Annotated in this window: 26 protein-coding genes and 1 pseudogene; 10 read left to right on the top strand and 17 right to left on the bottom strand. The window is 61.4% G+C overall.

Translation table 11 applies throughout. The features are described 5' to 3' along the window. Nucleotides 1-19: 19 nt before the first annotated feature. From SULPSESMR1_RS11550 to SULPSESMR1_RS11540, 3 genes are all read right to left on the bottom strand, one after another. Complete coding sequence (locus tag SULPSESMR1_RS11550) at nt 20-1,801, bottom strand: acyl-CoA dehydrogenase C-terminal domain-containing protein (RefSeq protein ID WP_089420956.1); 1,782 nt, start codon at nt 1,799-1,801, stop codon at nt 20-22. Nucleotides 1,802-1,822: 21 nt separating this feature from the next. Next, nucleotides 1,823-2,224 (bottom strand): MerR family transcriptional regulator, encoded by a 402-nt coding sequence (locus tag SULPSESMR1_RS11545; RefSeq protein WP_198362790.1) that lies wholly within the window; start codon nt 2,222-2,224, stop codon nt 1,823-1,825. Nucleotides 2,225-2,434: 210 nt separating this feature from the next. Next, a complete protein-coding gene (locus SULPSESMR1_RS11540; RefSeq protein ID WP_089420955.1) occupies nt 2,435-2,830 on the bottom strand; it encodes a MerR family transcriptional regulator in 396 nt (131 codons plus the stop codon). A gap of 130 nt (nt 2,831-2,960) precedes the next feature. Here SULPSESMR1_RS11540 and SULPSESMR1_RS11535 point away from each other — a divergent pair, with 130 nt between their 5' ends. The 3 genes from SULPSESMR1_RS11535 to SULPSESMR1_RS11525 are packed head-to-tail and all read left to right on the top strand — an operon-like array spanning nt 2,961 to nt 5,255. Continuing rightward, entirely contained in the window at nt 2,961-3,380 is a 420-nt protein-coding gene (locus SULPSESMR1_RS11535; protein WP_421086486.1) for a PaaI family thioesterase, read from the top strand. After that, nucleotides 3,377-3,916, top strand: coding sequence for a PaaI family thioesterase (locus SULPSESMR1_RS11530; RefSeq protein WP_089420953.1), 540 nt, complete (start codon nt 3,377-3,379; stop codon nt 3,914-3,916). The genes SULPSESMR1_RS11535 and SULPSESMR1_RS11530 overlap by 4 nt, the downstream gene beginning before the upstream one ends. Then, the gene (locus tag SULPSESMR1_RS11525; protein ID WP_089420952.1) at nt 3,909-5,255 is read left to right on the top strand and encodes an MATE family efflux transporter; all 1,347 of its coding nucleotides are present in this window, start codon (nt 3,909-3,911) and stop codon (nt 5,253-5,255) included. Before SULPSESMR1_RS11530 ends, SULPSESMR1_RS11525 begins: the two co-directional genes overlap by 8 nt. Before the next feature lie 53 nt (nt 5,256-5,308). On the opposite strand, the gene SULPSESMR1_RS11520 is transcribed toward SULPSESMR1_RS11525, so the two are convergent. The 3 genes from SULPSESMR1_RS11520 to SULPSESMR1_RS11510 are packed head-to-tail and all read right to left on the bottom strand — an operon-like array spanning nt 5,309 to nt 7,118. After that, on the bottom strand, nt 5,309-6,352 hold the full coding sequence (locus SULPSESMR1_RS11520; protein WP_089420951.1) for a quinone-dependent dihydroorotate dehydrogenase: 1,044 nt from the start codon (nt 6,350-6,352) through the stop codon (nt 5,309-5,311). Next, on the bottom strand, nt 6,349-6,783 hold the full coding sequence (locus SULPSESMR1_RS11515; RefSeq protein WP_089420950.1) for a DUF1330 domain-containing protein: 435 nt from the start codon (nt 6,781-6,783) through the stop codon (nt 6,349-6,351). Before SULPSESMR1_RS11515 ends, SULPSESMR1_RS11520 begins: the two co-directional genes overlap by 4 nt. Further along, nucleotides 6,780-7,118: a DUF952 domain-containing protein gene (locus SULPSESMR1_RS11510; RefSeq protein ID WP_089420949.1), complete on the bottom strand. Its 339-nt coding sequence runs from the start codon at nt 7,116-7,118 to the stop codon at nt 6,780-6,782. Before SULPSESMR1_RS11510 ends, SULPSESMR1_RS11515 begins: the two co-directional genes overlap by 4 nt. A 151-nt stretch (nt 7,119-7,269) precedes the next feature. Here SULPSESMR1_RS11510 and SULPSESMR1_RS11505 point away from each other — a divergent pair, with 151 nt between their 5' ends. Continuing rightward, nucleotides 7,270-8,829, top strand: coding sequence for a bifunctional metallophosphatase/5'-nucleotidase (locus SULPSESMR1_RS11505; RefSeq protein WP_089420948.1), 1,560 nt, complete (start codon nt 7,270-7,272; stop codon nt 8,827-8,829). A 79-nt stretch (nt 8,830-8,908) separates the two neighbouring features. Here SULPSESMR1_RS11505 and SULPSESMR1_RS11500 read toward each other — a convergent pair whose 3' ends face one another. Further along, entirely contained in the window at nt 8,909-10,177 is a 1,269-nt protein-coding gene (locus SULPSESMR1_RS11500; RefSeq protein WP_089420947.1) for an MFS transporter, read from the bottom strand. 281 nt (nt 10,178-10,458) lie between these two features. Here SULPSESMR1_RS11500 and SULPSESMR1_RS11495 point away from each other — a divergent pair. Continuing rightward, nucleotides 10,459-10,921 (top strand): annotated as a pseudogene (locus SULPSESMR1_RS11495) (SOS response-associated peptidase). Nucleotides 10,922-10,986: 65 nt separating this feature from the next. Here the strand turns inward: SULPSESMR1_RS11495 and SULPSESMR1_RS11490 are convergent. Both SULPSESMR1_RS11490 and SULPSESMR1_RS11485 read right to left on the bottom strand, forming a co-directional pair. Next, nucleotides 10,987-11,388 carry a hypothetical protein gene (locus SULPSESMR1_RS11490; protein WP_089420946.1) on the bottom strand — a complete coding sequence of 134 codons (402 nt, stop codon included), beginning with the start codon at nt 11,386-11,388 and terminating at the stop codon, nt 10,987-10,989. A gap of 85 nt (nt 11,389-11,473) precedes the next feature. Continuing rightward, a complete protein-coding gene (locus SULPSESMR1_RS11485; protein ID WP_089420945.1) occupies nt 11,474-12,379 on the bottom strand; it encodes a LysR substrate-binding domain-containing protein in 906 nt (301 codons plus the stop codon). Nucleotides 12,380-12,483: 104 nt separating this feature from the next. Between SULPSESMR1_RS11485 and SULPSESMR1_RS11480 the strand changes: the two genes are divergently transcribed. The 5 genes from SULPSESMR1_RS11480 to SULPSESMR1_RS11460 all read left to right on the top strand — a co-directional run bounded on the left by SULPSESMR1_RS11480 (nt 12,484) and on the right by SULPSESMR1_RS11460 (nt 17,508). Beyond that, nucleotides 12,484-13,707: an acyl-CoA dehydrogenase gene (locus tag SULPSESMR1_RS11480; protein WP_089420944.1), complete on the top strand. Its 1,224-nt coding sequence runs from the start codon at nt 12,484-12,486 to the stop codon at nt 13,705-13,707. Nucleotides 13,708-13,866: 159 nt separating this feature from the next. Then, nucleotides 13,867-15,189, top strand: coding sequence for a histidinol dehydrogenase (gene hisD / locus SULPSESMR1_RS11475; protein WP_089420943.1), 1,323 nt, complete (start codon nt 13,867-13,869; stop codon nt 15,187-15,189). Between the two features lie 59 nt (nt 15,190-15,248). Then, nucleotides 15,249-16,010 carry an SDR family NAD(P)-dependent oxidoreductase gene (locus tag SULPSESMR1_RS11470; RefSeq protein ID WP_089420942.1) on the top strand — a complete coding sequence of 254 codons (762 nt, stop codon included), beginning with the start codon at nt 15,249-15,251 and terminating at the stop codon, nt 16,008-16,010. Continuing rightward, complete coding sequence (locus SULPSESMR1_RS11465; protein ID WP_162791912.1) at nt 15,995-17,059, top strand: dipeptidase; 1,065 nt, start codon at nt 15,995-15,997, stop codon at nt 17,057-17,059. Before SULPSESMR1_RS11470 ends, SULPSESMR1_RS11465 begins: the two co-directional genes overlap by 16 nt. Next, nucleotides 17,056-17,508 carry a CIA30 family protein gene (locus SULPSESMR1_RS11460; protein WP_089420940.1) on the top strand — a complete coding sequence of 151 codons (453 nt, stop codon included), beginning with the start codon at nt 17,056-17,058 and terminating at the stop codon, nt 17,506-17,508. Before SULPSESMR1_RS11465 ends, SULPSESMR1_RS11460 begins: the two co-directional genes overlap by 4 nt. On the opposite strand, the gene SULPSESMR1_RS11455 is transcribed toward SULPSESMR1_RS11460, so the two are convergent. From SULPSESMR1_RS11455 to SULPSESMR1_RS11420, 8 genes are all read right to left on the bottom strand, one after another. Further along, a complete protein-coding gene (locus SULPSESMR1_RS11455; protein ID WP_089420939.1) occupies nt 17,505-18,737 on the bottom strand; it encodes a mandelate racemase/muconate lactonizing enzyme family protein in 1,233 nt (410 codons plus the stop codon). The two genes, SULPSESMR1_RS11460 and SULPSESMR1_RS11455, sit on opposite strands and share 4 nt — an antisense overlap. Nucleotides 18,738-18,809: 72 nt before the next feature. Then, nucleotides 18,810-19,901, bottom strand: a complete 1,092-nt coding sequence (locus SULPSESMR1_RS11450) for a zinc-binding dehydrogenase (RefSeq protein ID WP_089420938.1) — start codon at nt 19,899-19,901, stop codon at nt 18,810-18,812. A gap of 117 nt (nt 19,902-20,018) precedes the next feature. Further along, nucleotides 20,019-21,224 (bottom strand): TCR/Tet family MFS transporter, encoded by a 1,206-nt coding sequence (locus SULPSESMR1_RS11445; protein ID WP_089420937.1) that lies wholly within the window; start codon nt 21,222-21,224, stop codon nt 20,019-20,021. Between the two features lie 7 nt (nt 21,225-21,231). After that, nucleotides 21,232-22,566: a lyase family protein gene (locus tag SULPSESMR1_RS11440; protein WP_089420936.1), complete on the bottom strand. Its 1,335-nt coding sequence runs from the start codon at nt 22,564-22,566 to the stop codon at nt 21,232-21,234. 1 nt (nt 22,567) lies between these two features. Beyond that, nucleotides 22,568-23,356 (bottom strand): 3-oxoadipate enol-lactonase, encoded by a 789-nt coding sequence (gene pcaD / locus SULPSESMR1_RS11435; protein WP_089420935.1) that lies wholly within the window; start codon nt 23,354-23,356, stop codon nt 22,568-22,570. Further along, a complete protein-coding gene (locus SULPSESMR1_RS11430) occupies nt 23,353-24,558 on the bottom strand; it encodes an endonuclease/exonuclease/phosphatase family protein (protein ID WP_089420934.1) in 1,206 nt (401 codons plus the stop codon). The genes pcaD and SULPSESMR1_RS11430 overlap by 4 nt, the downstream gene beginning before the upstream one ends. Continuing rightward, complete coding sequence (locus tag SULPSESMR1_RS11425; RefSeq protein WP_089420933.1) at nt 24,555-25,526, bottom strand: threonine ammonia-lyase; 972 nt, start codon at nt 25,524-25,526, stop codon at nt 24,555-24,557. Before SULPSESMR1_RS11425 ends, SULPSESMR1_RS11430 begins: the two co-directional genes overlap by 4 nt. After that, complete coding sequence (locus SULPSESMR1_RS11420; RefSeq protein WP_089420932.1) at nt 25,523-26,344, bottom strand: alpha/beta fold hydrolase; 822 nt, start codon at nt 26,342-26,344, stop codon at nt 25,523-25,525. Before SULPSESMR1_RS11420 ends, SULPSESMR1_RS11425 begins: the two co-directional genes overlap by 4 nt. Nucleotide 26,345: the final 1 nt, after the last annotated feature.

The following is a 26,345-nucleotide window of genomic DNA, read 5'->3' as shown; positions in this document are numbered from 1 at the left end:
GCGGGTGTTTTTCGCAGGGTTAAAAGTTGGCCGCATCCAGTGCCATGACCGTGTCCGCACCGGATTGGATGCGTGTCAGGTGCAAGGCGGTCGCGGGCAACTGGCGTGCCATATAGTAGCGACCGGTGGCCAACTTCGTCTCGTAGAATGCGGCGTCGGATGCGCCTTCGGTCAGTGCGTCCATCGACGCCTTGCCCATGCGGGCCCACATCAGGCCAAGGCAGACGTGCCCGAACATGTGCATGAAGTCGTTGGAACCCGACAGCGCGTGGTTGGGGTTTTTCATGCCGTTTTGCATGAAGTACATGCCTGCGGCCTGCAAATCCTTGGACGCAGCCTTCAACGGGTCGAGGAAATCCTTGTCAAAGGCTTCATCTTGCCCTGCATTATCCTTGATGAAGTTTTTCACCATCTCGAAGAAGGCCATGACGTGTTTGCCGCCGTCTTGCGCCAGCTTGCGACCGACCAGATCCAGCGCCTGCACGCCGTTCGCACCCTCGTAAATCTGGGCGATGCGGGCATCTCGGGTGAACTGGGACATGCCCCATTCCTCGATATAGCCGTGGCCGCCATAGACCTGTTGGGCCTTGATCGTCATGTCATAGCCCTGATCGGTCAGAAAGCCTTTGATCACCGGGGTCAGCAGCGACACCAGCCCATCGGCTGCCTTGTCGTCTGCGCGGTGCGCCGCATCAATCAGCGAAGCCCCCCAAAGGATGAAGGCACGCGCCCCTTCGACAAAGCTCTTCTGGTCCATCAGGCTGCGACGGATGTCGGGGTGTACGATCAGTGGATCGGCGGGGCCATCGGGGTTTTCGGCACCTGTGACGGCACGTCCTTGTAGGCGGTCCTTGGCATAGTCCAGCGCGTTCTGATAGGCGACATCGGCCTGTGCAAGACCCTGCATGCCGACGCCGAGGCGCGCTTCGTTCATCATGGTGAACATGGCGCGCATGCCCTTGTGCTCTTCGCCCAACAAAAAGCCGGTCGCACCGTCATAGTTCATCACGCAGGTCGAGTTTCCGTGAATGCCCATCTTTTCTTCGATCTTTCCAACGGTGACGCCGTTGCGGTCGCCAAGGCTGCCGTCGTCATTGACCAAGAATTTGGGCACGATGAACAACGACACGCCTTTGATACCTTCCGGTCCGCCGGTGATTTTGGCCAGCACCAGATGGATGATGTTGCCGGCCATGTCGTGTTCGCCCGACGAGATAAAGATTTTCTGGCCGGTGATTTTATAGCTGCCGTCATCTTGCGGTTCGGCTTTTGTACGCATCATGCCCAAATCTGTACCACAATGCGGTTCGGTCAGGTTCATGGTGCCGGTCCACTCGCAGCTGACCATGTTGGGCAGATAGGTATCTTTTTGCGCATCGGTACCGTGCGCCAGAATGGCCGAGGCCGCGCCGTGGGTCAGACCCTGATACATGGTGAACGCTTGGTTCGAGGCAGAGAACATTTCGCCTACAGCCGACCCCATGACGGCGGGCATATTCTGGCCACCGTATTGTTCGGGCATGTCCAGACCGGTCCAACCACCCTCTTTGACCTGTTCAAAGGCCTCTTTGAAACCTGTGGGCGTATAGACAACGCCGTTTTCCAGACGGCACCCTTCCTTGTCGCCCACGGCATTCAGCGGCGCCAGAACCGACGAGGTCAGCTTGCCAGCTTCTTCCAGAATTGCGGATGTGAAATCGGGTTCAAGCTCATCATATCCCGGAATGTCGCTTTTGGTGACGTTCAGCAGGTTGTGCAGGACAAATTGCAGATCCTTGGTGGGGGCGGTGTAGCTGGGCATATCTGGTCTCTCTACTTGTCTTTACTGGGCGGCTTTTGGGGCGCTGTTCATCGAGGCAAGCATTTTCTCGCCCCATTTGATCTGGCTTTTCAGGTCTTCGATTGCTTCGTTCAGTTCGTCGCGTTGCGCGACCATGTCGGCCAGACGCTGCTTGGCAATCTCGTAGGTGCTGGCCAGTTGCGTGTGCTGCTGGTCGCCCATGTCATAAAGGTCGAGAAGCTGGCGAATCTCTTCAAGGCTGAAGCCAAAGCGCTTGCCGCGCAGGATCAGCTTCAAACGGGCGCGGTCGCGTTTGGTGAACAGCCGCTTCTGGCCTTCACGGATCGGGAACAACAGTTCCTTGGCTTCGTAGAATCGCAGAGTGCGCGGGGTCACCTCATAGGTGTCGCACATCTCGCGGATGGTCATTGTTTTATGGTCCATTACATCATCTCGCATCAGTTTTTGTCTGTCATATCTTGACAGCAAATGGGCCGGTCTTGCGGATCATACAATGGTGGTTGACGTTTACGTAAGCTGGACGTTGCGTCACAAAATGGCTTTACGCAGGTTGATGTTGCGTCAACCTGTTGGCCTGCGGCCAAAATTCGCTTTTCAGCTGAATTTCAGTGATTTTAGTGATATTTGACGCGGTCAGGCGTCGCTGGTTCGTGTGGCCGGGCGGCCCAGCTCTTGGCCGATGTCGCGGCGCAACTGCTTCAGCTCGGTCAGCGCGTCGTCAAGTTGCGCGCGCTGTTCGGTCAGTTCCTTGATCTGCCCGTCTGCCATATCGATCCACTTGTTCCATTGGGCGTGGGTGCCCTCGCGTTCATAGATCAGCAGCCATTGGCGGATCTCTTCCAATTGGAAGCCGAATTTGCGTCCCTTGAGAATCAGCTTCATCCGGGCGCGTTCGCGCGGACCGTAGTAGCGCGCGCGCCCTTCGCGGTCGGGTTGAAGCAATTCGATATATTCGTAGTAACGCAACGTGCGAGGGGTTACGTCGAATTCGGCACACATCTGCTTGAATGTCAGGCGGTCGTCACTCATTTGGGGTCTTCCTCGCGCGTCGGAATTGCAAATTAAGACGGGGAATCAAGAAGCGCAACAGGCTGTCTTGTGGTTTGACGCATGGGGCGCGCTAACCTTATGAAGTCCCAATGATAGCGGAGAGCATATAATGGACAAGGTCAAGATCGCGCGGCAATTCATCGAAGCGATACCCCATGCCCGCGATCTGGGCATGAAGCTGCTCAAGCTGGAAGGCGGTGTCGCGGTGATTTCGATGCCCTATGATAAAAAGCTGGCGGGGAATCCGGTGACTGGGGTGATTCACGGCGGTGCTGTCTCGGCGCTGATGGACACTTGCAGCGGGGCGGCGGTGATGAGCCATCCCAGCGCGCCAGCGGGCACCGCAACGATTGACCTGCGCATCGACTATATGCGCTCGGCCAAGCCGGGCGATACGATTACGGCAACCGCCACCTGCTATCACATCACCCGCTCGGTGGCCTTTGTGCGTGTTACGGCCATCGATAGCGATGTCGACAATCCGGTTGCCGCGGCCACTGGCACATTTACTGTAGAGGACTGCAGATGACCGACACAGAACCAAAGACCCCGGCCAGGTCCAAGCTATCGGTCAAGGAGAAACAGGCTCTGCACAAACGATGGGACGCGGCACTGGGCGCGCTGACCCAAAGCGTGCCCTACAATGTCTATCTGGGGGTGGAGTTCGACCGTCGCGGAGACGAGCTGACTGCAATCCTGCCCTTTCAGGACAAGCTGATCGGCAACCCGTTTTTACCCGCAATCCACGGTGGCGTCACGGCGGCCTTTCTGGAGATCACTGCCGTTACGACCCTGTCGCGGCTTTATATTTGGGAACGGCTGGCCTCGGGTCAGATTGATCTGGAGCGGTTGGAAAGGGGCGAAGTGCCAAGCCTGCCCAAGACCATCGACTTTACCGTCGATTACCTGCGTTCGGGTTTGCCGCGCGAATCCTATGCGCGGGCGCGGATCAGCAGGGCAGGGCGGCGTTATGCCTCGGTTCATGTCGAGGCATGGCAGGACGACCACACGCGGCTGTTTGCCCAAGCCACCGGGCATTTTCTGATGCCGCAAAAACGTGACTGACACCGCGCTCAGGACCGATGTTGCGGATGTGCCTCAGGCACCGATCACGCACCGTCGCGTACTGGCTGTGGCCCTTCCCATCGTTCTGAGCAATTCTACCGTGCCGATCCTGGGCGCGGTGGACGTGGGCGTTGTGGGGCAACTGGGCGAAGCGGCCCCGATTGGCGCCGTGGCGCTGGGCGCGGTTATTATAACCACACTTTACTGGGTGTTCGGATTTCTGCGCATGGGCACCGTCGGCATGGTGGGCCAAGCCGAAGGGGCGGGCGACAGCGCCGAAGTTTCGGCGCTGCTGACCCGTGCGTTGATGATTGCAGGCGCTGGCGGGTTGGTGTTGATCCTGCTTCAACCGTTGCTGTTCTGGGGGGCCTTTGCACTGGCCCCCGCCTCGGACGAGGTGGAGGGGCTGACACGAACCTATATGACCATCCGGATCTGGTCGGCACCCTGCGCAATTGCGGTCTTTGCGATCACCGGCTGGCTGGTGGCGATGGAGCGCACAGCAGGTGTGTTCTGGATCCAGCTGGTGATGAATGGCGTAAACATTCTGCTGGACCTGTGGTTTGTGCTGGGGCTTGGCTGGGGCGTCGGGGGGGTGGCCTTTGCCACAGTAATCGCCGAAACGCTGGGCGTGGGTATGGGACTTTATCTATGCCGAGATGCGTTTATGCGACCCGACTGGCGGGACTGGCCACGGATCTTTAACCGCGTCGTGCTGATCCGCATGGCGTTGATCAATACCGACATTCTGATCCGCTCGGCGTTGCTGATGACGATCTTTACCTCTTTCGTGTTTATGGGGGCGGGGTTTGGCGATGTGACGCTGGCCGCAAACGAGGTGCTGGTGCAATTCATGTATGTCACGGCGCACGCAATGGACGGCTTTGCCTTTGCTGCTGAAACGCTGATTGCACGCGCTTACGGACGGCGCGCACCAGAGCGCGTGCGCCGCTCGGCGTTGCTGACGTCGGGCTGGGGGGCCGGGTCGTGTATCGTGCTGGCGCTGGGCTTTGCGCTGGCGGGGCCGTGGCTGATCGACGTGATGGCCAAGGATGAAGCGGTGCGCGAGGTGGCGCGCATTTATTTGCCGTGGATGGTGGCGGCACCCGTGGTGGGCTGTGCGGCGTGGATGCTGGATGGCATTTTCATCGGAGCCACGCGCGGCGCGGATATGCGCAACATGATGTTGGTCAGCTTTGCGGTATACGTGGCCTGCGCTGCGGTTGCCGTTCCGCTTTTGGGCAATCACGGGCTGTGGTTGTCGCTGCTGGTCAGCTTTGCGGCGCGTGGGGTGACGCTGGGCCTGCGGTATCCGGCGTTGGAGCGCGGCGCGGCCTGAGGCATCGGCGGGGGGCAGCCCCCGGGATATTTACCGCCAAAAGAAGCGGTCTGTCAGAGCCAGTCTTTGGTGTTGGTGCCCACTGCGTCCGCGACCGAGCCAAAGCCGTCTTGTTGCAGCAACACGTCCAGCCCCTGCGCGATGCGCGCAGCAAGGCTGAGGCCGCCATAGACAAGGCCGGTGTAAAGTTGCACCGCCGAGGCACCTGCGCGGATCTTGGAATAAGCGTCGCGGGCCGAGCCGATGCCGCCAACACCGATCAGAGGTATGTCGGTCAAGCTGTGCAATTTGGCCAGCGTGCGGGTTGATTTTTCGAACAGGGGCGCGCCGGACAGCCCGCCTGCCTCGCCCGCATGGATGCTGCGCAACCCGATGCGGTCAAGCGTGGTATTGGTCGCGATGATGGCAGCGACACGGGCATCTTCGGCGACTTTGGCGATGTCGGCCAGATCCTGATCGGTCAGGTCGGGTGCGATTTTCAGGAACACCGGCACGCTGCCGCGCACCTGCATTACCCCGTCCAAAAGGGCCGCCAATGCCATCGGCCCTTGCAGGTCGCGCAGCTTTTCGGTGTTGGGTGACGACACGTTGACGGTGGCAAAGTCGATGTGGTCTCTGGCGGCTTGCAGCACGCGGGCGAAATCTTCGGCGCGGTTGGCGCTGTCCTTGTTGGCACCCAGATTCAGGCCCACGGGTATTGTCCGGTGGGCACGGGCCAGCCGCGCCACGATGGCGTCGGCCCCGTCGTTGTTAAAGCCGAAACGGTTGATCGCGGCGGCGTCTTCCGTCAGCCGGAACAGACGCGGTTTAGTGTTGCCCGACTGCGGCAGGGGCGTGGCGGCGCCCACCTCGATAAAGCCGAAACCTGCGCGGATCAGCGGACGGATGGCCGTGGCGTTCTTGTCAAAGCCCGCCGCCAGCCCCACGGGGTTGGCCAGCGTCATCCCTGCAATGCGGGTGGTCAGTCGCGCCGATTTCACTGGCCCGGGCAGCGCAACCAAGGGCGAATGCAGCGCCTTGAGCGCCAGACCATGCGCCAGTTCCGGATCGATCCGGCGCAGAGCCACAAGCCCCAGTTTTTCGATGCCGCGTCTCATCCGAAGGTTGCGCCCCCTTCGGCGGGCGACGTGCGGATCAAACGCGACGTCAGCACCGCAGCTTGGCGGTGGATCACCGCCTTTTTGTAGTCGGGGTCGGTGACCATTGCCAGAAACGCCTTGGCGTCGGGATAGCGCGCGATAAAGCAGGCGTCCCAAATCTCGTCCTTGGGGCCGATCAGCGTGGCCTGAAACGTGCCGCGCCACAGGATGCTGCCGCCCAGACGTGTCACCACGGGCCCGGAATCACGCCCGTAGTTGGCATAGGCCTGTGCGCCGGTCAGGTTCCGGGCCGCCAGCGGGTGATCGTCCGGATAGACGGCCTTTTCACGAAAACGCACAAGGTTCAGCATTTCGATCGGGCGATCGCGCGGCAGATCCTTGAAGGCGTCGAACTGCGCGCGCTCGGGGTCGATGTATGTATCTGTCATAGGACACCTGCGGGAAATTGATGGGTGCCGTTTTGCACCGGCAGTGGTTGCGCCCATGCCACGTCTTCCAGCCGGAGCGGGCGGTAGAGATGGGGGAACAACGCACCACCGCGCGACGGCTCCCACACCAGTTCGTCGCCCAGATCATCGGCTTCAAGGCCCAACAACCACAGGTTTTCTTCGCCAGCGAAATGTTTGGCCGCAGTCTCGGCGGCCTGCTCGGGCGTCGAAAAATGTACATAACCATCGGTCACGTCGATGGGCGCGCCCAACGTCTCGCCTTTGGCGCGCAGGTCTTGCCATTCATCGGCACGGAATATTTTCAAAATCAGCATGGGTCACTGATGCCGTGTGCCCAAGGTATGGTCAAGCGGACATGGGTGCCGATACGTCAAATCGCCTGCCGCGCACAACGCTTTTGACTCTTAATCAGAGCAGCGCCAGAGTGTTCTCAATGCCAACACACCTTTTGGGGGGACACCTGACATGCTTTTGCGTCTGACACAGACAGCGGCGGCCATTGCGCTGACCGCAGGTACGGCGATGGCCGATTATTCGCTGACCATTCTGCACACCAACGATTTCCATGCGCGGTTTGAACCAATCAGCAAATACGACAGCGGTTGCAGCGCCGAAGACAACACAGCGGGCGAATGCTTTGGCGGCACCGCGCGGCTGGTGAATGCGATCAAGGATGCCAAGGCGCGATCGAACAACGCGATCCTTGTGGATGGCGGCGACCAGTTTCAGGGCACGTTGTTCTACACCTATTACAAAGGCAAGCTGGCCGCCGAGATGATGAACAAGCTGGGCTATGACGCGATGACCGTGGGTAACCACGAATTCGACGATGGCCCGGAAGTGCTGGCTGGCTTTATCGACGCGATCAACTTTCCGATCCTGATGTCCAATGCGGACGTCTCGGGTGAACCGCTGCTGGCCGACAAGCTGGCAAAGTCCACTGTGATCGAACGCGGTGGCGAAAAGATCGGGCTGATCGGTTTGACGCCGCAGGACACGCATGAACTGGCCAGCCCTGGCAAGAATATCATCTTCACCGACCCGTCCGACGCGGTGCAGGGCGAAGTCGACAAGCTGACCGAAGCAGGGGTGACCAAGATCATCGTGCTGTCGCATTCGGGCTATGGGGTCGACCAGCGCGTTGCGGAAAACACCACCGGTGTTGACGTGATCGTGGGCGGCCACTCGAACACATTGCTCAGCAACACTGACGAGCGGGCTGAAGGGCCATATCCCACGATGGTTGGCAGCACGGCGATCGTGCAGGCCTATGCCTATGGCAAGTATCTGGGCGAGCTGAACGTGACATTTGACGACGCGGGCAACGTCACCGAAGCCACAGGCGATCCGATCCTGATCGATGCCTCGGTGGCCGAAGATGAAGAAACCGTGGCCCGCATCGCCGAAGCCGCTGCACCACTTGAGGAAATCCGCAACCGTGTTGTGGCCGAGACGTCCGCGCCCATCGGTGGGGATCGTGACGTCTGCCGTGCGATGGAATGTTCGATGGGCTCGCTGATCGCTGATGCGATGCTGGCGCGGGTCAAGGATCAGGGTGTGCAAATCGCCATCCAGAACGGCGGCGGTATTCGCGCGTCGATCGACGCAGGCCCCATCACAATGGGCGAGGTGCTGACCGTGCTGCCGTTCCAGAACACACTGTCTACGTTTCAGGTGACCGGCGCCACCGTTGTCGAAGCGCTGGAAAACGGTGTCAGTCAGGTGGAAGAGGGCGCAGGCCGTTTCGCCCAGGTGGCGGGCATGACCTATGCCTTTGACGCATCCAAGCCAGCGGGCGAAAGGGTGTCCGACGTGATGGTCGATGGTGCGCCGATTGATCTGGAAAAGACCTATGGCGTCGTGTCCAACAACTACGTCCGCAACGGTGGTGACGGCTACAAGATGTTCATCAACGCCGAGAATGCTTATGATTTCGGGCCAGATGTGGCGGATGTGACAGCCGAGTATCTCGCGGCCCAAGGGCCGTTCACTCCGGTCACGGACGGACGTATCACCGTCAAGTAACGCCAGTTACTGCTGAACGAACAAGGGCGCGCAAATATCGGTTTGCGCGCCCTTGTTCGTGGCCCGGATGGGGTGGATGCTAAAGGTTGGCGGCGGTGTCGGCTTCGGCCTGCACTTCGGCATCCGACGCGCCAAGCGCTGCGGTTTGGGGCGTGCTGCTGCGCCCGCCCGGTGCCGCTTGGAATGCGGTCTTGTCGGCATCGTCCACAGCTTCACGGCGAGAGATACGCCAAAGCGTGTAGACAATCACCAACACGTGCGCCCCTGCCGTGACCATGAACAAAGCGCGGTCGGCAAAGGCGGTCATCGCCCAGCCCGCCATCAGCGGTCCGATGATCCCGCCCGCACCGTAGAGCAGAAGCAAACCGCCCGAAATCTGGATCGACGTGCCGGGGGCTGCGTGGTCGTTGGCGTGGGCAACGATCACCGGATACATGGCAAAGATCGACCCGCCAAGGATCGCGGCAAGGACAAAGTTGGGGATGCGCCCTTCAGGGGCAAGGGTGATGAACAGAGCATCGGCGATCAGAGCGGCCAGTGCGATGCCGACCAAAACCTTGCGTCGGTCCATCCGGTCGCTGAGGATACCCACAGGGATCTGCGCCAGTGCCCCCGCAAGGATCGGCAGCGACGTAAAGAACGCAATCGCGGCCAGCACCAGCCCGGTACGCTCGGCATAGACCGGCGCCAGTGTGCCAAAGGCCGAATTGCTGACGCCCACCCAGAATACCGCAAAAACCGCCACGGGCGAATTACGCCACAGGGCCTTCATGTCCAGCCGCGCAGCCACCAGCGGCGCGGGGTTGGAACTGGATGACAGCGCCGTGGGGACCAGTGCGAGACAGTAGAAAATTGCCCCCACTGCAAAGAACAAAAAGCCGGAGGTGTCGCCCAGCGTCAGGGTCATCTGGCCTGCGGTCACAGCCCCAAGGTTCACCATCGTATAGACGCCAAAGATGCGTCCGCGCTGATCGGGTGCAGCCTGATCGCTCAGCCAGCTTTCGACGATCATGGCCGCTCCGGCAAAGCAAAACCCGCACACCCCACGCAGCGCGATCCACGCCCATGGCGTCAATATGATTGCCGACCCCAGCATTGACACCGCCGCAATCGCCGCCATTGCCCCAAAGGCCCGCACATGGCCCACATTCGCCACCAGACGCGGCGTTAGCACGCAACCTGCCATATAGCCAATGGCCCAGCCGGTTCCGAGCAGACCCAGCGAAAACGCCGAGAACCCTTCCGCGCTGCCCCGCACAGGCAAGATCAGCCCGTTGATTCCCCCCGCAAACAGCAGAAACGAAGACCCCAGCAACAAGGCAAAGACGGGCAGGAAATGACGGATCATGAGAGCAGATTCCAATGGGTCAGGGCTGGCAACAGTCTGCGCAGCTTTCGGTCAGGTTGCAAACGGGTGCCTGCGCAAAGCCGGGCAAAAGATCGCAGGGCAGGGACTCCTGGCAGGTCGATTGTGCGGGCAAGGGGCTATGGTGCGGGTAGGTCCGTCGCCTGCGCATTCTGCCGTTTGGCGCGCAGACTGCCGCCGGCCAATACTGGCAGGTCAGAATTTGGATCGGGGATCATTTCAAGGGCTTGGTCATGTGCGTCAGGTGGCCTTGGTTGCGCACCGTGTGTGGACGTTTGGCCGTGACCTTTCCAACTGATGCGATCGCGATGCGTTGGGGGTTCATTCCGCATTGGTATAAAAACCCCACCACGGCCCGCTTTTGATCAATGCGCGCGCCGAAACTATTGCCGACAAACCCGCCTTTCGCTGAGTCTGTCGTGGTACATCACCCGACAGGATGGCACACCGCTGACCTTTGCCGCGATCTGACAGGATTGGGACTGGGGCGAGACGTAGCGCACTTGTGCCATCGTCATCACGGGGGCGAATGACGCTATGTCGACCATCCACCACAGGATGCCCGTGGTGTTGGAGCCGCAATGGCTGTGGCTGGGCGAAGAAGACAAGGGCGCGGCGCGTCTGAGGCAACCCGCACCCGAAGATACCCTGCAAATGCACCGCTTAAACACCGCGGTGAATTCCAACCGCGCCGCTGGGCCCGAGTTGATCGCCCCCTATGACTGAAACGCCGAACGGCCCGCTTGCGCAGGTGGCAAGCAGGCCGGAAACCGCGCCGCACTTGGCGCAGATCAATTGCTGAGAGGAGGTTCGCTAAAGCTGATGGCACCTGCCGGGTTCACGACTTCCTCAGTTTCCTCTGCGCCTTCGACAGCTTCACCCGTTTCCGGGCTGAGGATCAGGTAAAAGTCGTTCTTCATTCCGGCAAAAACAGTAAAGACCTGTTCGCCTTGCGCCGCGATCGGACCAACGGACCAGTTGTCGTCTTTCGCAACGATCGACTGCTCCGAGTCGGATGCGTTGACAAAACGGACAGTATCACCGGGTGCGGCATAGGTTACTTTGGGAAAGAAAGACTCTTCCAGAACCATAACGGTATGTTCGTGGGCGGAATCGCCATCTGCAAAGGCAGCAGGGGCTAGTACCGTGCCAAAAGCAGCGGCGATGGCCAGTTTTTGAATTGAATGCAGCATAAATGCTCCTGTTTGGTCCGGCCCCACCCGAAAACACTGTCGCAGCCATAATGAGGGAATACGGCGAAAATGCGACCGGCCTGCATCATGCCCGGGGCATTGGTTCAGGGCTGTTGCGGGTCTGTTCGGTCAGCCAGCTTCGAAACGAGCGCAGGGGCGCTTGGGTGGCACGCTCGGACGGCCAGACAAGATAATAGGTGCCGATACTTTCGGAGGTCTGCACCGAGGCCAGCGCCAGCTGCCCGCTGTCCAGATAGGGCTGCGCCACAAAGGTCGGCAACAGCGCCACGCCCATGCCGTGGATTGCCGCCTGTGCCATGGTCGAAAACTGGTCGAACTGCATCCCCGGTGGCAGATCACCCGTCCAGCCCTGCGCCGCCAGCCAGCGGGCCCACCCCTTGGGCCGCGTTTCCAGATGCAACAGCGGTTGGGCCGCAATCTGCGCGGTTGACGCCTGTTGCAACAGGTCCGGCGCGCAGACCGGAACCACGGTTTCGGGCATCAACGACAGGTGGTCGGCGCCCGGCCAGTCCTCGCGGCCAAAGTGGATGGCGGCGTCAAAGCGGCTGGCGCGAAAATCGAATGGGGCCAGACGGGTGGACAGGTTCACGGTAACTTCGGGGTGGGTGCGTGCAAAATCCTGCAAGCGCGGGGCCAGCCAGTGCATCCCGAAAGCGGGCAGAATTGCAAGGTTCAGCGTGCCACCATCCGGATTGGTGCGCGCCGCCACCGACGCTGCCGCCAGCCGGTGCAGGATTTCGCGCACCGAACGGGCGTATTCGCGTCCCACCGGCGTCAGCACCAATGCGCGCCCCTCGCGCTGGACCAAAGCCGCCCCGATCTGCGTCTCAAGGCTGCGCAACTGGCGGCTGACCCCGCTTTGGGTCAACGATAGCTCTTGCGCGGCAGCCGTGGCCGACCCCAGCCGTGCGACGGCTTCAAAGGCCATCAGCGCACCGGTCGAGGGCAGGAAACGGCGGGGGGCGATCATCTATGACTAATCCTCATGTATCACAGGACGGATGATTGTTAGAACTTGCCGCGTTTCTTTGCAATACTGGGCGAAATTCAACAGATTCGAGAAAGAGGCCCTTCATGAATGCAGAAACCCCGATCCTGAAAGCCAAAGACGCCCCCGATCTGGGCAGCTTTGACTGGGCCGACCCCTTCCGGTTGTCGCAACAGCTGACAGAAGATGAACGCATGATTCAGGACAGCGCTGCGGCCTATGCCCGCGAAAAGCTGGCCCCGCGCATCATCGACGCTTTTGCCAACGAGACTGCGGATAAATCCATCTTTGCCGAAATGGGCGACATGGGCCTGCTGGGCGTGACCCTGCCTGAGGAATATGGCGGCTTGGGCGGCTCGTACGTGTCTTACGGTCTGGTCGCCCGCGAAGTCGAGCGGATCGACAGCGGCTATCGGTCAATGATGTCGGTGCAATCCAGCCTGGTGATCTACCCCATCTACGCCTACGGCTCGGAAGAGCAGCGCAAGAAATACCTGCCCAAACTCGCAAGCGGCGAATGGGTCGGCTGCTTTGGCCTGACCGAGCCCGATGCGGGTTCCGATCCCGCAGGCATGAAAACCCGCGCGGTGAAAACCGCCAATGGGTACAAGATTTCCGGCTCGAAGATGTGGATCTCGAACGCGCCCTTCGCGGATGTCTTCGTGGTCTGGGCCAAGTCGGACGAGCACGACGGCAAGATCCGCGGCTTTGTCCTTGAAAAGGGCATGAAGGGTCTGAGCGCCCCCAAGATCGAAAACAAGCTGTCCCTGCGGGCCTCGATCACAGGCGAGATCGTCATGGACGGTGTCGAAGTGGGCGATGACGCGCTGTTGCCAAACGTCCAGGGACTGAAAGGTCCGTTCGGCTGTTTGAACCGCGCCCGCTACGGCATCAGCTGGGGTGCGCTGGGCGCTGCCGAGTTCTGCTGGCACGCCGCACGTCAGTACGGTCTGGACCGCAAACAGTTCAACAAGCCGCTGGCCGGCACGCAGTTGTTTCAGAAGAAACTGGCCGACATGCAGACCGAAATTGCACTGGGCTTGCAGGCCTCGCTGCAAGTGGGTCGGCTGATGGACGCCGCCCAAGCTGCGCCTGAAATGATTTCAATCGTCAAACGCAACAACTGCGGCAAGGCGCTGGATATCGCGCGCATCTCGCGCGATATGCACGGCGGCAACGGCATCTCGGGCGAATTTCAGGTCATGCGCCATGTGATGAACCTTGAGACGGTGAACACCTACGAGGGCACCCACGACGTTCACGCACTGATCTTGGGCCGTGCCCAGACCGGCATTCAGGCGTTCTTTTAAACCCGGCTGTCGTCACAGCAAAAATCACCGGATGCGGGGGCCACTGTGCCCCCGCTTCTTTTGGCTATAAATATCCATGCCGACGCTTTCAGATAACCGCTGGCTCTGGTGAAACGCGCGTCATCCGCTAAGCTGCCCCCGCAACAAGCGAGGCGACAGATGGCGATAACATACCTCAAACGCGGCAAGGCAGAGACCGAGCGCGCCGCAGACGATGCCAAGACAAGGGCGATCGTCGAAGACACGCTGGCCCAGATCACCGCTGAGGGCGACGCGGCGGTGCGCCGTCTGTCGCAGCAGTTCGACAGCTACACCCCCGATAGCTTTCGGTTGAGCGCGGACGACATCGACGCGCTGATTGCGCAACTAGACCCGCAAGAACTGGCCGACATCGAATTTGCGCAGGCACAGGTTGTGGCCTTTGCCCGCGCGCAGCGCGCCTCGATGACCGACATCGAGATCGAAACGATGCCGGGGGTGATCCTTGGCCACAAGAATATTCCGGTGCAATCGGTGGGCTGCTATGTTCCGGGCGGGAAATTTCCGATGGTCGCCTCGGCCCATATGTCTGTGGCGACAGCGGCAGTGGCGGGCGTGCCGCGCATCATCGCATGCACCCCGCCGTTCAGGGGAAAACCCAATCCGGCCGTGATCGCCGCCATGCATCTGGGCGGCGCGCATGAAATTTATGTGCTGGGTGGCATTCAGGCCGTGGGCGCAATGGCGTTAGGCACCCAGAGCATTGACCCCGTTCACATGCTTGTGGGGCCCGGTAACGCCTTTGTCGCCGAGGCCAAGCGCCAGTTGTTCGGGCGCGTGGGCATCGACCTGTTCGCAGGCCCGACCGAGACGATGGTGATTGCCGACGATACGGTGGACGCCGAGTTGTGCGCCACTGATCTGCTAGGACAGGCCGAGCATGGCTATAACTCGCCCGCCGTTCTGCTGACCAACAGCAGGAAACTGGCCGAGGCTACGCTGGCCCAGATCGACCGATTGTTGAAGATATTGCCCACTGCCGATACGGCAGGGGTCAGTTGGGAGGACTACGGTGAGGTGATCTTGTGCGACACTCATGACGAGATGCTGGCAATTGCGGACGAGATTGCGTCCGAGCATGTGCAGGTGATGACAGACCGCGATGACTGGTATCTGGAGAACATGACCTGCTATGGCGCGCTGTTTCTGGGCCCGCGCACCAATGTGGCCAATGGCGACAAGGTGATAGGGACGAACCACACCCTGCCCACCCGTAAGGCGGGGCGCTATACTGGCGGGCTTTGGATAGGCAAGTTTCTCAAGACGCACAGCTATCAAAAGATCACCACCGATGCGGCGGCGGCGCAGGTCGGTGCCTATGGGTCGCGGTTGTGCATGCTTGAGGGTTTTGTTGGCCACGCCGAGCAATGCAACCTGCGGGTCAGGCGGTATGGCGGGGTGAATGTGCCATATGGGGCTGCGGCCCCGGTGGTGCAGGACTAGGTTTCGTTGCCCACGGGTTTTGCAGATGCTGGAAATGGAATAATAGGGGAGATGCCGCGATGATGGATTTGCCGCGAACGCCGTCGTTTGGATTGTCGGGCCGCCGCGCCTTGGTCACGGGGGCATCTTCGGGGATCGGTCTGGGCTGCGCCGTGGCGCTGGCCGAGGCAGGCGCCCATGTGGTCTGTGCCGCGCGGCGTGCCGATGTGCTGGAAAGCAGCGTCGCCGCGATGCGCCACGCAGGCTATTCCGCCGAGGTGCTGGTGTTGGATCAATCCGACCTCATTGCCTTGGCCGGTGCGTTTTCCGAACCTTTTGACGTGGTTTTGAACTCTGCCGGTCTGGCGCGACATTCGGCGGCGGTGGACACTGATGCGTCAGATTACGACGCGGTGATGGATGTGAACGTGAAGGGCGCCTATTTCCTGTCATCCTTTGCCGCCAAGGCGCTGATGGAGGCGGGGCGCACGGGGTCGATCATTCACATCAGCAGCCAGATGGGCCATGTCGGCGGTCCTGAACGCGCGGTCTATTGCGCGTCGAAACACGCAGTCGAAGGCATGGTCAAAGCGATGGCCATCGAATGGGGCAAGGCGGGCATCCGCATCAACACGATCTGTCCTACTTTCATCCGTACCCCGCTGACCGAGCCCACGTTCAGCGATCCCGACAAGAGAGAGTGGATTATGGACAAGATCAAACTGCCCCGCGTGGGCGAGGTGGGCGATATCATGGGCGCGGCGCTGTATCTGGCGTCAGATGCGTCGGCGATGGTCACCGGCACCGCGATGATGGTGGATGGCGGATGGACGGCAGATTGATGGCAGAGCACATGATATTCGACGGTCACAATGATGTCTTGTCCCGCTTGTGGAAGCATCCAGGCGATCCCGTGGCGCATTTTGCCAGTGATGCGGGGCACGTGAACGCAGCCGCCTGTCGCGCGGGTGGTATGGCGGGCGGGTTCTTTGCGATTTATTGTCCGGCCAGCCGCACGCCGCCGCCGCGCGATGCGTTCGCGCGTGGCATTGAGTTCGAACCGCTGGCCGAACCCTTGGACCAAGGCTGGGCCTTGCAGGCGGCGATGGGACAGGCAGGGATTGTCCTGCAACTGGCCGCAGCGGGCCAGATCGAGATTGTCACGCAGGCCAGCCAGTTGGCCCGCGCTTTCATGGGCGATGCGGTGGCTTGTGTCTTGCATCTGGAGGGAGCCGAGTGCCTTGACGCCGACCTGTTGGCGCTGGACGTGTTGCACGGCGTCGGGCTGCGGTCCTTGGGGCCGGTCTGGTCGCGCAACACTATATTTGGTCACGGCGTGCCCTTTGCCCATTTCCGCGATCCCGATCTGGGGCCGGGTTTGACGGCAGACGGCAAGCGGTTGGCCACACGGTGTACCGAGTTGGGCATTATGCTGGACGTCAGTCACATCACCCTTAAGGGGTTCGAGGACATCGCCGACATGGGCCAGCCTGTCGTGGCCACCCACTCCAACGCGTGGTCGCTTTGCCCGTCGTCGCGCAACCTGACCGATGCCCAACTGCAGGTGATCGCCCAAAGTGGCGGCATCGCGGGTTTGAACTTTGCCCCCGATTTTCTAAGCGATGCGGGCTGGAAAACGGGACGGGTGGGGCTGGATGCCTGCATCCGCCAATTGGACTATCTGCTCGAAAAGCTAGGCGAAGACCAAGTTGCATTGGGCAGCGATTTCGACGGTGCGGGGATGCCTGATGGCATCGCTTCGGCGGCTGATCTGCCCACGCTGGTTCATGCTATGCAGGACGCCGGATACGGCGCGCATCTAATTGCCAAGATCTGCCATGAAAACTGGCTGGATTTCCTTGGCCGGCATCTGGAACAGGGCGCGGGATGAAGCTGGACCCGAAATGGGAGTATGTCGCAGACAGCGTCATGGGTGGCGTGTCGCGCGGTCAGGTCGAACAGGCACAGGTGGCCGGTCGTGCAGCGATGCGTTTGACCGGGGCAGTCAGCACCGACAACGGTGGCGGCTTTATCCAGATGGCCTTTGACCTGACCCAAGACGCTGGTGGAAAGACGGGCATCGCATTTGACGTTTGCGGCAATGGCGAGCGGTACGATTTGCGCCTGCGCACCACGCGGCTGACCCGTGCGTGGCAATCGTTTCGTATCGGGTTCGTGGCCCCGTCAGACTGGACCACGGTTCAGGTGCCCTTCGCTGCGCTCGAAGCCTACCGTACCGATGCAACCTTCGCCCCGTCCGAGCTGCGCCGCGTCGGGGTTGTCGCTGTGGGCCGCGAGTTTGCGGTCGATGTGGCGGTCAGTGACGTGCGGTTGTTCTAACCCTTCGGCGCAGGCGCGCCGCCCTCGAACGCGTTGCCGTTCACATAGTCGCAGGGCGCTTCCTGCATCTCCAGATGCAGACCCGTGCCCGTATAGGGATTGGCCCGCGCCAGTGCCTCGTCCACTTCGATCCCCAGTCCGGGGGCGTCTGTTGGCGTGACAAAACCGTCCTCGACGCGGATGCTGCCCTTGATCAGTGCATCATGAAACGGTGTCTCGATGGTCTCGCACATCAGCAGGTTGGGGACAGAGGCTGCAAGCTGGATGTTCGCGGCCCACTCGATTGGCCCTGCATAGAGATGCGGTGCGATCTGCGCGTTGTAAACTTCGGCCATTGCCGCGATCTTCTTGACCTCCCAGATGCCGCCGGCACGCCCCAAGGCCGGCTGCAGGATGCTGGCCGCACCGCTGCGCAGGATCGGTGCAAACTCGGCCTTGGTGGTCAACCGCTCGCCGGTGGCGACGGGTATACCCACGGCGCTGGCCACAGCGGCCATCTGCGCGGGGTTGTCCGGCGGGATCGGCTCTTCGTACCACAGCGGATCATAGGGTGCGATTGCGCGGCCCAGCCGGATCGCACCTGCGGTGGTGAACTGCCCGTGGGTGCCAAACAGCAGATCGGCGCGGTCGCCGACCGCTTCGCGGATCGCTTTGCAGAACGCGACCGACTGGCTGATGTCGCTCATCGCGGGCATGTGGCCCCCGCGCAGGGTATAGGGGCCAGCGGGATCAAACTTTACCGCCGTATAGCCCCGCGCCACGCAATCGGCCGCCGCCTCGGCTGCCATTTCGGGCGATGTCCAGAAGGCCGGAAGATCATGTCGGGGCAGGGGGTACAGATAGGTATAGGCGCGAATGCGGTCGTTCATCCGCCCGCCGATCAGCGCGTGCACAGGGCGGTCGCGGTCCTTGCCCAGAATGTCCCAGCAGGCGATCTCCAGCCCCGAAAACGCCCCCATGACCGTCAGATCAGGCCGCTGGGTGAAACCGGCGGAATAGGCGCGGCGGAACATCAGCTCGATATTCTCGGGGTTCTCGCCCTGCATGTGACGCGCGAACACATCCTCGATCACCGCCTGCATCGCTTTCGGCCCGACCGACGCGGCATAGCACTCGCCCCAGCCCACCAGCCCTGTGTCCGTTGTCAGTTTGACCAGAATCCAGTACCGCCCGCCCCAGCCGGGTGCTGGCGGCGCAGTGATGATAATATCGAGGTCTTGCAGTTTCATGCGGGTTGCACCTTTATCTTGCCAAGTAAACTCCGGGGGCGAAGTATAAGTCATGGGACAACGCCCCGGCGGTCAGTGCTCAAAAACAATCACGTTGCGCCGCGCACTGCCACTCTTGGTGTCGGCAATGGCCTCGTTTATCTGCTCTAGCGACCAGCGCCCCGAGATCAACTCGTCCAGTTTTAGCCGCCCCTGTTCATAAAGGTCCAGCATCCACGGAATGTCACGCTGGATCACCACATCGCCCATCTTGGACCCGATCATGCCCTGACCCGCAGCGGCCAGATTGACCGGCTCATAGGTGGCCTTGCCGCCCACATGGGGCATGCCGACCATGATGACCTTGCCGCCTGTCGCCAGATAATTTGGCGCCTGATCATAGGCGGGGATCGCACCGACCGTGACAATCACCGCATCGGCGCCGCGTCCGCCCAAAGCTTTGCGCGCCGCCAGCCAAGGTGCCTTGTGCGTGGCCAGTACACCGTGGGTCGCGCCAAAGTCCTTTGCGATCTCCAGCTTTTGCGCACTTGTATCTACGGCGACGATGCGCCGCGCACCAGCAATCCGCGCGCCCTGTACAGCGTTCAGACCAACGCCGCCCGCGCCGATCACCACCACGTCCTGACCCGGACGCAAGCGGGCCGAGTTCACCACAGCCCCCACGCCCGTGATCACACCGCAGGCCACCAGCGAGGCTACGTCCTTGGGAATTTTGTCTGAAATACGTACTACTTGCCGTTGGTCCACCACCACTTTTTCGGCAAAGCCACCCGTGGCCATCGCCTGATGCAGTTTGCTGCCATCGGTCAGGGTGATTGGCCCCGTATCACCGTTATATGGTGTCTCGCAGGATACAGGACTGCCGCTTGCACAGGGCGCGCATGATCCGCAGGACCGGATCAGCGTGACGACAACACTGTCGCCTTCCGACAGGCCAGTAACCCCTGCGCCCACGGCGCTGATGCGCCCCGCAGCCTCATGTCCGTAGACCGCAGGCAGGCTGCCGCCCCAAGCGCCTTCGGCAAATGAAATGTCGGAATGGCAGATCGCCACGGCATCCACGGTCACTTCGACTTCGCCCATTTCGGGCGCGCGCAGGTGGATGTTCTCGACGTGCAAGGGCTCGCCAAATGTATGGCAGACGGCGGCTTTGATGGTTTGCATGGGCAGTCCTGATGGCAGTTTGGGTTAGGTTCCGGTCAAGGTGCTGGGCGCAAGTCAGCCAAGCATGTCGAAAACCGACGCATTACCGGTCTGTCAGCGCCAGTTTTCGCGGTGACGTCAGGTGACCCGCCCAGCCGCCAGGGGGCGCAGGTAGATCACCAGCGCCAAACCGGCCAGCAGCGCCGACAGTACGAAGGGTGCGCCGGGGAAATAGGTGGAGGCAGTGACGGCGGTGAAGCTGTAGAACACCGATGTCATCACCATTGGCGACAGGATCATTGCCAGTGCGTTGACCGACACCATAGCCCCTTGCAATTCGCCTTGTTGATCGTCACCTGTGGCCTTTGACATGGTCCCTTGCAGTGCGGGTGCAATCACCCCGCCCAGTGCCGCCAGCGGCGTCAGGATCAGCGCGACGGTGCCCGAAGTGACCAGCGCAATCGCCAGATAGCTAACAATGCTGAAGAGCAGGCCATAGACAATTGTCCCGCGTTCCCCGAACCGACGCAGGGCGATGCGGATCAGCCCGCCCTGAACCACCGCCATCGCGATACCGAACAGCCCAAGGCTGAGGCCGATCATGGCAGGTGACCAGTCAAACCGCGCATGCCCGAAATAGGCCCAGACCGTCGGATAGACGATAAAAGCGAACTGGTAGATGAAATAGACCAGCAACAGGCGGCGGATTTGCGGCAGTTTCCCCAGTGCGCGCAGGGTGCCCAGCGGGTTTGCCCGTCGCCACGAAAACGCGCGCCGGATGCGATCGGTAACCGTTTCACCCAACACCAGCCAGCCGAACAGTGCATTCAGCCCCGACAGGAATGCCGCCGCCCAGAACGGGGCGCGGGTGCCATATTCGGCCAGCAGCCCGCCGATCAGCGGCCCCAGCACAAAGCCTATGCCAAAGGCCACACCGATCAGCCCGAAGTTGGCGCTTTTGTTTTCGGGGGCGGACAGGTCTGCCATACAGGCATTGGCGGTGGATTGCGTCGAGGCAGCCACCCCGCCAATGATCCGCCCCGCCAGCAGCAACCAGATGCTGCCCGCCAGAGCCATCAGCACATAGTCCAGACACATGACCACCAGTGAAACCAGCAGCACTGGCCTGCGACCAAAGCGATCGGACATCCCGCCGATGACCGGCCCGAACAGGAATTGCATCACCGCAAAGGACGTGGACAGCACGCCACCCCACAGGGCGGCCTGTGCCAATGTCCCGCCCTGAACTTCGCGGATCAGGTCGGGCATGATCGGCAGGATCAGCCCGATGCCCATTGCGTCCAGCAGGACGGTGAACAGCAAGAACAGGATCGCAGGGTTCACCCTGCGCCTACACGGCGGTGGCGCTGCGTGCGCGGGTGGCAAAACTGCGGGCGTCGTCCGCTGCGGTGCCCATTTGGGATGCGGCTTCGAACAGACCTTGGGGCAGGTCGGGGAATCTGCGGGCCGCCAGATCGGGCAGGGGGGCCTGCGTGTCCATGACCTCTTTGCACAGCGCCTTGGTCGCGGCCTGCGCCTCGGGGCGGGACATCTGGTCGGCCAGCGCAAAGCTGAGCGCTTCGGCGTGTATCAGGCCCAGACCGTCTTCAAGTGCGGCGTGCATCCGCGCCGGCACAGGATTGATGCCTTCTGACAGTTTCAGTGCATGGGCCAGCGCGCTGGCATTGGTCAGGACCACCTGCGGCAGAACCATCCATTCGGCAAACCACGCGGCACCATCGCGCTGGTGTTGGTGCGTTGCGGCAGCCTGCAACGATGCACGCAGACCAGCCATCTGGATGTTTAAAGCCACCAGCGCCGACGGCCCCACGGGGTTCTGTTTCTGAGGCATGGTCGATGACCCGCCCGCGCCGGACAATGTGACCTCGCCGATACCGGACATGGTCAGGCCCACCAGCGTGTCGCCCATCGCCGCCAAAGTCGCGGTGACGCGCGCCATCCAGTCGGCAATGCGCAACACGGGGCCGCGGTCGGTGTGCCAGCTGCGGCCCGGATCCTTCAGCCCCAGTGCTGCGGCCAAGGCAGCACGGGTCTTGGCGGCTTTGGGGCCAAGCGCCGAGGACGTGCCCGCCGCCCCCGACAACGACACCCACAGGCTGGTGTCGCGCAGCGCGGGCAACTGGTCCAGCGCATCAATCAATGGCATGCCCCATTGTGCCAGAACCGCGCCCCAACTGGTCGGCGTGGCAACCTGACCGTAAGTGCGTGCGGGCATCGGCGTGGTGGCGTGATCTTCGGCAGCCTGCGCCAGCACTTGCAGCAATGCGCGGATGTCGGCCTCTGCCAGTGCCAGAGCCTGTCGCAACCGCAGCATCAGCGCGGTGTCCAGAATGTCCTGACTGGTGGCACCCCAATGGGCGTATTGCGCGTGCTCGGGAGCCTCCATCGCGGTGCGAAAGGCCGCGACAAGACCGGGGACCGGCACGCCGTTCTGCCCAGTGGGGCCACCCAAAGCCCCCGGATCTATCGCAATTTCAAGACTGGCCCGATGGATCGCTGCCCCGCTGATTTCGGGGATCACGCCCAGCCCGCCCTGAACCTTGGCCAAGGCACCTTCGACCAGCAGCATGGCGCGAACCTCGGCGCTGTCGGTGAACAGACGCCCGGTTTCACCCGTGGCAAACAACTGCCCATAGAGCGGGCTGGCAAAAACACTGGCCGCCATGTCAGATATGCCCCGTGTCGCGCATGAATTTGGTCAGCACTTGCGCATACTCCTCGGGGTTTTCAACGCAAGGCAGGTGGGCTGTGCGCCGGATCACGTGGAACTGGCTGCCGGGGATCAGGTCTATGGTTTCGCGTACCAGATCAGGCGGGGTTGATCCATCTTCCGAGCCTGCAATGCCAAGCGCGGGCAGGCGCAGTGACGCGGTGGTGGCGTAGAAATCTGTCCCCGAGATGGCGGCAGAGCAACCGGCATAGCCCTCGACCTCTTGGCGGACCACCATGTTGCGCCACAGCTCCAGTTCGGGCGTGGCGCGAAAATCAGGTGCAAACCAGCGTTCCATCACAGCATCTGCCAGACTTTCTATGCCATTCTTTTGTACCGCGGCAATGCGATCGGCCCACATATCGGCATTGCCGATCTTGGCACCGGTGTTCGACAGCACCAGCGCACGCACCAGATCCAGACGTTTGACCGCAAGCCCCTGCGCAATCATTCCGCCAATCGACAGCCCGACAAACAGCGCGTCTTTGAACCCGTGCATGTCCATCAGTTTCTCAACATCCGTCACCAGCGCCCCCATCGGATAGGGCGATGGCGGACACGACGACAGCCCGTGCCCGCGCTTGTCAAAGCGCAAGATACGCAGCCCTTCTGGCAGCAGCGGCAGGATAGGATCCCACAGCCGCAAATCGGTGCCCAAAGAGTTGGCGAATACCACAGGTGCGCCGTCTTCCGGGCCGTCGATGCGGTAATGCAGGCGCACGTCGCCCAAGTCTGCCAGTTTCATCCTGTCTCTCCTTGTCCCAGCGCGATATGCGCCATGATCTGCCCGTGGTCCGAGGCCAGCTTGTTATACGGTGCTTCGGCGTGGCTGCCATCGGTCAGATGGTCGTTCAATACGCTGAAGTATTGCATTTCGCCAATGCTGTCCGGTGTTTCGGGCAGGAAATGCCGCGACAAATAAATTTGGTCAATGCTCTCGTACACACCACCAAAGGCCGCTGTATAGACCATGTCACGCAAGGATTTGCGCACAAACTGCTTTTCGGCAGAGTGCAGGCGCATTGCCTCGACTTGTTCGGTGATCACCTCGTTTTCCTCGTGGGAATAACGGTCGTTCGGGCCGCGCGCGTCATGGCGCAGCATCCATGCGTAGTTTTTGAAGGGCACCTCACCCGAGATGATTTCGGAGCTGACTGCGTTTTCACCATCGTTAAAGTCACCTGTGACCATGACAGGGCGGCCCTGTTTCAATTCGTCCACAATGGCGCGGCGCAGCACCCATGCTTCGGTCATGCGGCGCAGGGCAGCGCGCAGCGATCCCATTGCGCGCCCTACGGGATCGTACTGAACAAGGTTCTGCTCGGGCGCAAACTCTGCACCCGGCGGCGTGATGAATTCACCCAGTTTCGATTTCAGGTGGCAATTGAACAGGGTAATGACGTGCTCGCCCACGGGAATGCGCACCTTCAGGATCGGGCGGCTAAGCCGCTTGACGGTGTAATGCCCCGCGTCATTGCCACCGCCAAGGCTTTGCAGGGGAATACGGACGGGTTCAGACAACTCCTGAATGGTCTCGGGCGCGCCGACGAACCCCAGACGCGACAGCACCGCCACGCCGGGGCGGCGCTGGCCTGCGGGGCCGTCGTTCAGATTTGGCGCAAAGGCAAGTGCCGCGTCCGCATAGGGCGTATAGGCCAGTTTGCGAAAGATCGCCTTTTTGCGATAGGGCTTGTCCGATCCGGGAATGGACGCGGTGTTGGCGGCCTGCCCCTCGGTGTCGGCGGCGGTGATCACATCGCGCAGCGCTTCCTCTTCGAAAATCTCCTGAAAGCCGATCACATCCGCATTCAGCGATTGTATCTGCTCAGACAGCCAGTCGTGTTTCCACGCGTATTCCTCGGGTGTGTAGCGCTGGAATTCATAGTATTCCTTGTCTGGCCCGATCAGGTTTTTCACGTTGAAACTGGCGACTGTGAAGCGGGTCATACCAACCCCGCCAATGCCCGCGCAAAGATCGGCGCATCGACGTTCCCGCCAGAGATCACAACGATCACATCGTCGCCTTCGATTTCATCCTTGCGCGACAGCGCTGCGGCCAGCGCCACCGCCCCACCGGGTTCTGCCACCAGCTTCAGCCGTAAAAACGCCTGTGCCACGGCCTGCAACGCTTCGTCCTCTGAGACCGCAAGACCGGGGCCGCACAGACGGTGCATGATGGGAAAGGTCAACTGACCGGGGGCAGGGGTGATGATCGCGTCGCAGATGTTGCCCGATGTCCGGTCGTTGCGCTGGATCGTTCCCACAGCCAGCGAACGTTTCACATCGTCAAAGCCTTCGGGCTCTGCAGGACGTGCGCGCAGTCCCGGCGCGTCAGCCTCAAGCGCCAGTGCGATGCCAGAAGTCAGCCCGCCGCCACCACAGCACACCAGCACATCGGCGGTCTTGATTCCTTGCGCCTTGGCGTCTGCTGCGATTTCAAGCCCGACGGTGCCTTGGCCGGCAATCACCTGTGGCTCGTCAAAGGGTTTGATCAACGTCAGCCCTCGCTCTGCCGCCAGCCGGTCACCGATGGCATCGCGGTCCTCGGTCGCGCGGTCATAGGTGATGACTTCGGCCCCCAGCGCGCGGGTGTTCGCCAGCTTCAGCGCAGGTGCATCCGCAGGCATGATGATGACAGAGGGCACGTCATGCTGCGCTGCGGCCAGCGCCACACCCTGCGCATGATTGCCCGAGGAAAACGCAATGACCCCCTTGGCGCGGGTGTCTGCATCCAGCGCCGACAGGGCAGACCACGCGCCGCGATATTTGAAACTTCCGGTGTGTTGCAGGCATTCAGGTTTGATCCAGACGCGGCGGCCCGCGATGTCGTCAATAAAGGGCGAATTCAGCAGCGGCGTGCGCCGCGCGTGACCGTTCAACCGCGCTGCCGCGGCGCGGATCATGTCGATGTTCATTGGATCAGGTCCAGCCATTGTTTCAGCGCGGTCACAGCCGCAGGTTCATCCAGAAACGGAATGTGTCCGCGATCTGGCAGGTTGGTGTAAATCATGTCGGGCCGCCGCCGGCGCATTTGCTGTGCCGTCTTGTCGTTCAGAATGTCGCTGCCCGCTGCGTGGATCAGGCACAAAGGTTTGCCCGCGAGGTCGTCAAAGAACGCCCAGAAATCGGGGCTTTCCGTTTCGTTCGCCACCGCGTCGCGCAGGTGCGCGTCATAGGTCAGGTTCAGACCGCCTTTGCCGTCATCCACAAAATGCGTCTCGGCCTCTTCCATCCAGCGAGCGGGGGGCACACCGATAAATCCACCCAGCAGGTCGGGCAGGATGGCCGCGGCTTCGGCGTGGGTGCGAATACTGGGTTTGACGCCCAGATAGGCCATGATGTCCTTGATGCCTTCGGGATCAATCTCGGGGCCAACGTCGTTGAAAGCCACGCCAAGAATGCGCTCGGGCACGATCTGGCCCAGCATCATCGCATTCAGCCCCCCGCGCGAGGTGCCAATGATCGCGGCGCGGTCGATGTCAAGATGGTCCAGCAGTTCCACCGCATCGCGGCTTTCAATTGCCAGCGTGTAGTTGCGCCAGTCCTTGTCAAAATCCGACTGACCCCGCCCGCGATAATCCATCGTGATCACGCGGTAATCATCCAGATAGGGCGCGACATAGCGAAAATCGGCGCCCGTCCGGCCAAGACCAGAGAGACACAGGATCGGCAGACCACTGCCCGAGTCGGTATAATGCAGGCTCAGCCCGTCGGATGTGGTGAACTTGGCCATG

It is taken from the genome of Pseudosulfitobacter pseudonitzschiae, assembly GCF_002222635.1.
Taxonomy (GTDB): Bacteria; Pseudomonadota; Alphaproteobacteria; order Rhodobacterales; family Rhodobacteraceae; genus Pseudosulfitobacter; species Pseudosulfitobacter pseudonitzschiae_A.
Note: the sequence above shows the minus strand (reverse complement) of the source record. Positions and strands in the feature narration are given on the sequence as shown.

Coding starts and splice junctions, on each gene's coding strand:
- SULPSESMR1_RS11550 (WP_089420956.1), bottom strand. CDS start 1,801: ATGCCCAGCTACACCGCCCCCACCAAGGATCTGCAATTTGTCCTGCAC.
- SULPSESMR1_RS11545 (WP_198362790.1), bottom strand. CDS start 2,224: ATGGACCATAAAACAATGACCATCCGCGAGATGTGCGACACCTATGAG.
- SULPSESMR1_RS11540 (WP_089420955.1), bottom strand. CDS start 2,830: ATGAGTGACGACCGCCTGACATTCAAGCAGATGTGTGCCGAATTCGAC.
- SULPSESMR1_RS11535 (WP_421086486.1), top strand. CDS start 2,961: ATGGACAAGGTCAAGATCGCGCGGCAATTCATCGAAGCGATACCCCAT.
- SULPSESMR1_RS11530 (WP_089420953.1), top strand. CDS start 3,377: ATGACCGACACAGAACCAAAGACCCCGGCCAGGTCCAAGCTATCGGTC.
- SULPSESMR1_RS11520 (WP_089420951.1), bottom strand. CDS start 6,352: ATGAGACGCGGCATCGAAAAACTGGGGCTTGTGGCTCTGCGCCGGATC.
- SULPSESMR1_RS11515 (WP_089420950.1), bottom strand. CDS start 6,783: ATGACAGATACATACATCGACCCCGAGCGCGCGCAGTTCGACGCCTTC.
- SULPSESMR1_RS11510 (WP_089420949.1), bottom strand. CDS start 7,118: ATGCTGATTTTGAAAATATTCCGTGCCGATGAATGGCAAGACCTGCGC.
- SULPSESMR1_RS11505 (WP_089420948.1), top strand. CDS start 7,270: ATGCTTTTGCGTCTGACACAGACAGCGGCGGCCATTGCGCTGACCGCA.
- SULPSESMR1_RS11500 (WP_089420947.1), bottom strand. CDS start 10,177: ATGATCCGTCATTTCCTGCCCGTCTTTGCCTTGTTGCTGGGGTCTTCG.
- SULPSESMR1_RS11490 (WP_089420946.1), bottom strand. CDS start 11,388: ATGCTGCATTCAATTCAAAAACTGGCCATCGCCGCTGCTTTTGGCACG.
- SULPSESMR1_RS11485 (WP_089420945.1), bottom strand. CDS start 12,379: ATGATCGCCCCCCGCCGTTTCCTGCCCTCGACCGGTGCGCTGATGGCC.
- SULPSESMR1_RS11480 (WP_089420944.1), top strand. CDS start 12,484: ATGAATGCAGAAACCCCGATCCTGAAAGCCAAAGACGCCCCCGATCTG.
- hisD (WP_089420943.1), top strand. CDS start 13,867: ATGGCGATAACATACCTCAAACGCGGCAAGGCAGAGACCGAGCGCGCC.
- SULPSESMR1_RS11470 (WP_089420942.1), top strand. CDS start 15,249: ATGATGGATTTGCCGCGAACGCCGTCGTTTGGATTGTCGGGCCGCCGC.
- SULPSESMR1_RS11465 (WP_162791912.1), top strand. CDS start 15,995: ATGGACGGCAGATTGATGGCAGAGCACATGATATTCGACGGTCACAAT.
- SULPSESMR1_RS11460 (WP_089420940.1), top strand. CDS start 17,056: ATGAAGCTGGACCCGAAATGGGAGTATGTCGCAGACAGCGTCATGGGT.
- SULPSESMR1_RS11455 (WP_089420939.1), bottom strand. CDS start 18,737: ATGAAACTGCAAGACCTCGATATTATCATCACTGCGCCGCCAGCACCC.
- SULPSESMR1_RS11450 (WP_089420938.1), bottom strand. CDS start 19,901: ATGCAAACCATCAAAGCCGCCGTCTGCCATACATTTGGCGAGCCCTTG.
- SULPSESMR1_RS11440 (WP_089420936.1), bottom strand. CDS start 22,566: ATGGCGGCCAGTGTTTTTGCCAGCCCGCTCTATGGGCAGTTGTTTGCC.
- pcaD (WP_089420935.1), bottom strand. CDS start 23,356: ATGAAACTGGCAGACTTGGGCGACGTGCGCCTGCATTACCGCATCGAC.
- SULPSESMR1_RS11430 (WP_089420934.1), bottom strand. CDS start 24,558: ATGACCCGCTTCACAGTCGCCAGTTTCAACGTGAAAAACCTGATCGGG.
- SULPSESMR1_RS11425 (WP_089420933.1), bottom strand. CDS start 25,526: ATGAACATCGACATGATCCGCGCCGCGGCAGCGCGGTTGAACGGTCAC.
- SULPSESMR1_RS11420 (WP_089420932.1), bottom strand. CDS start 26,344: ATGGCCAAGTTCACCACATCCGACGGGCTGAGCCTGCATTATACCGAC.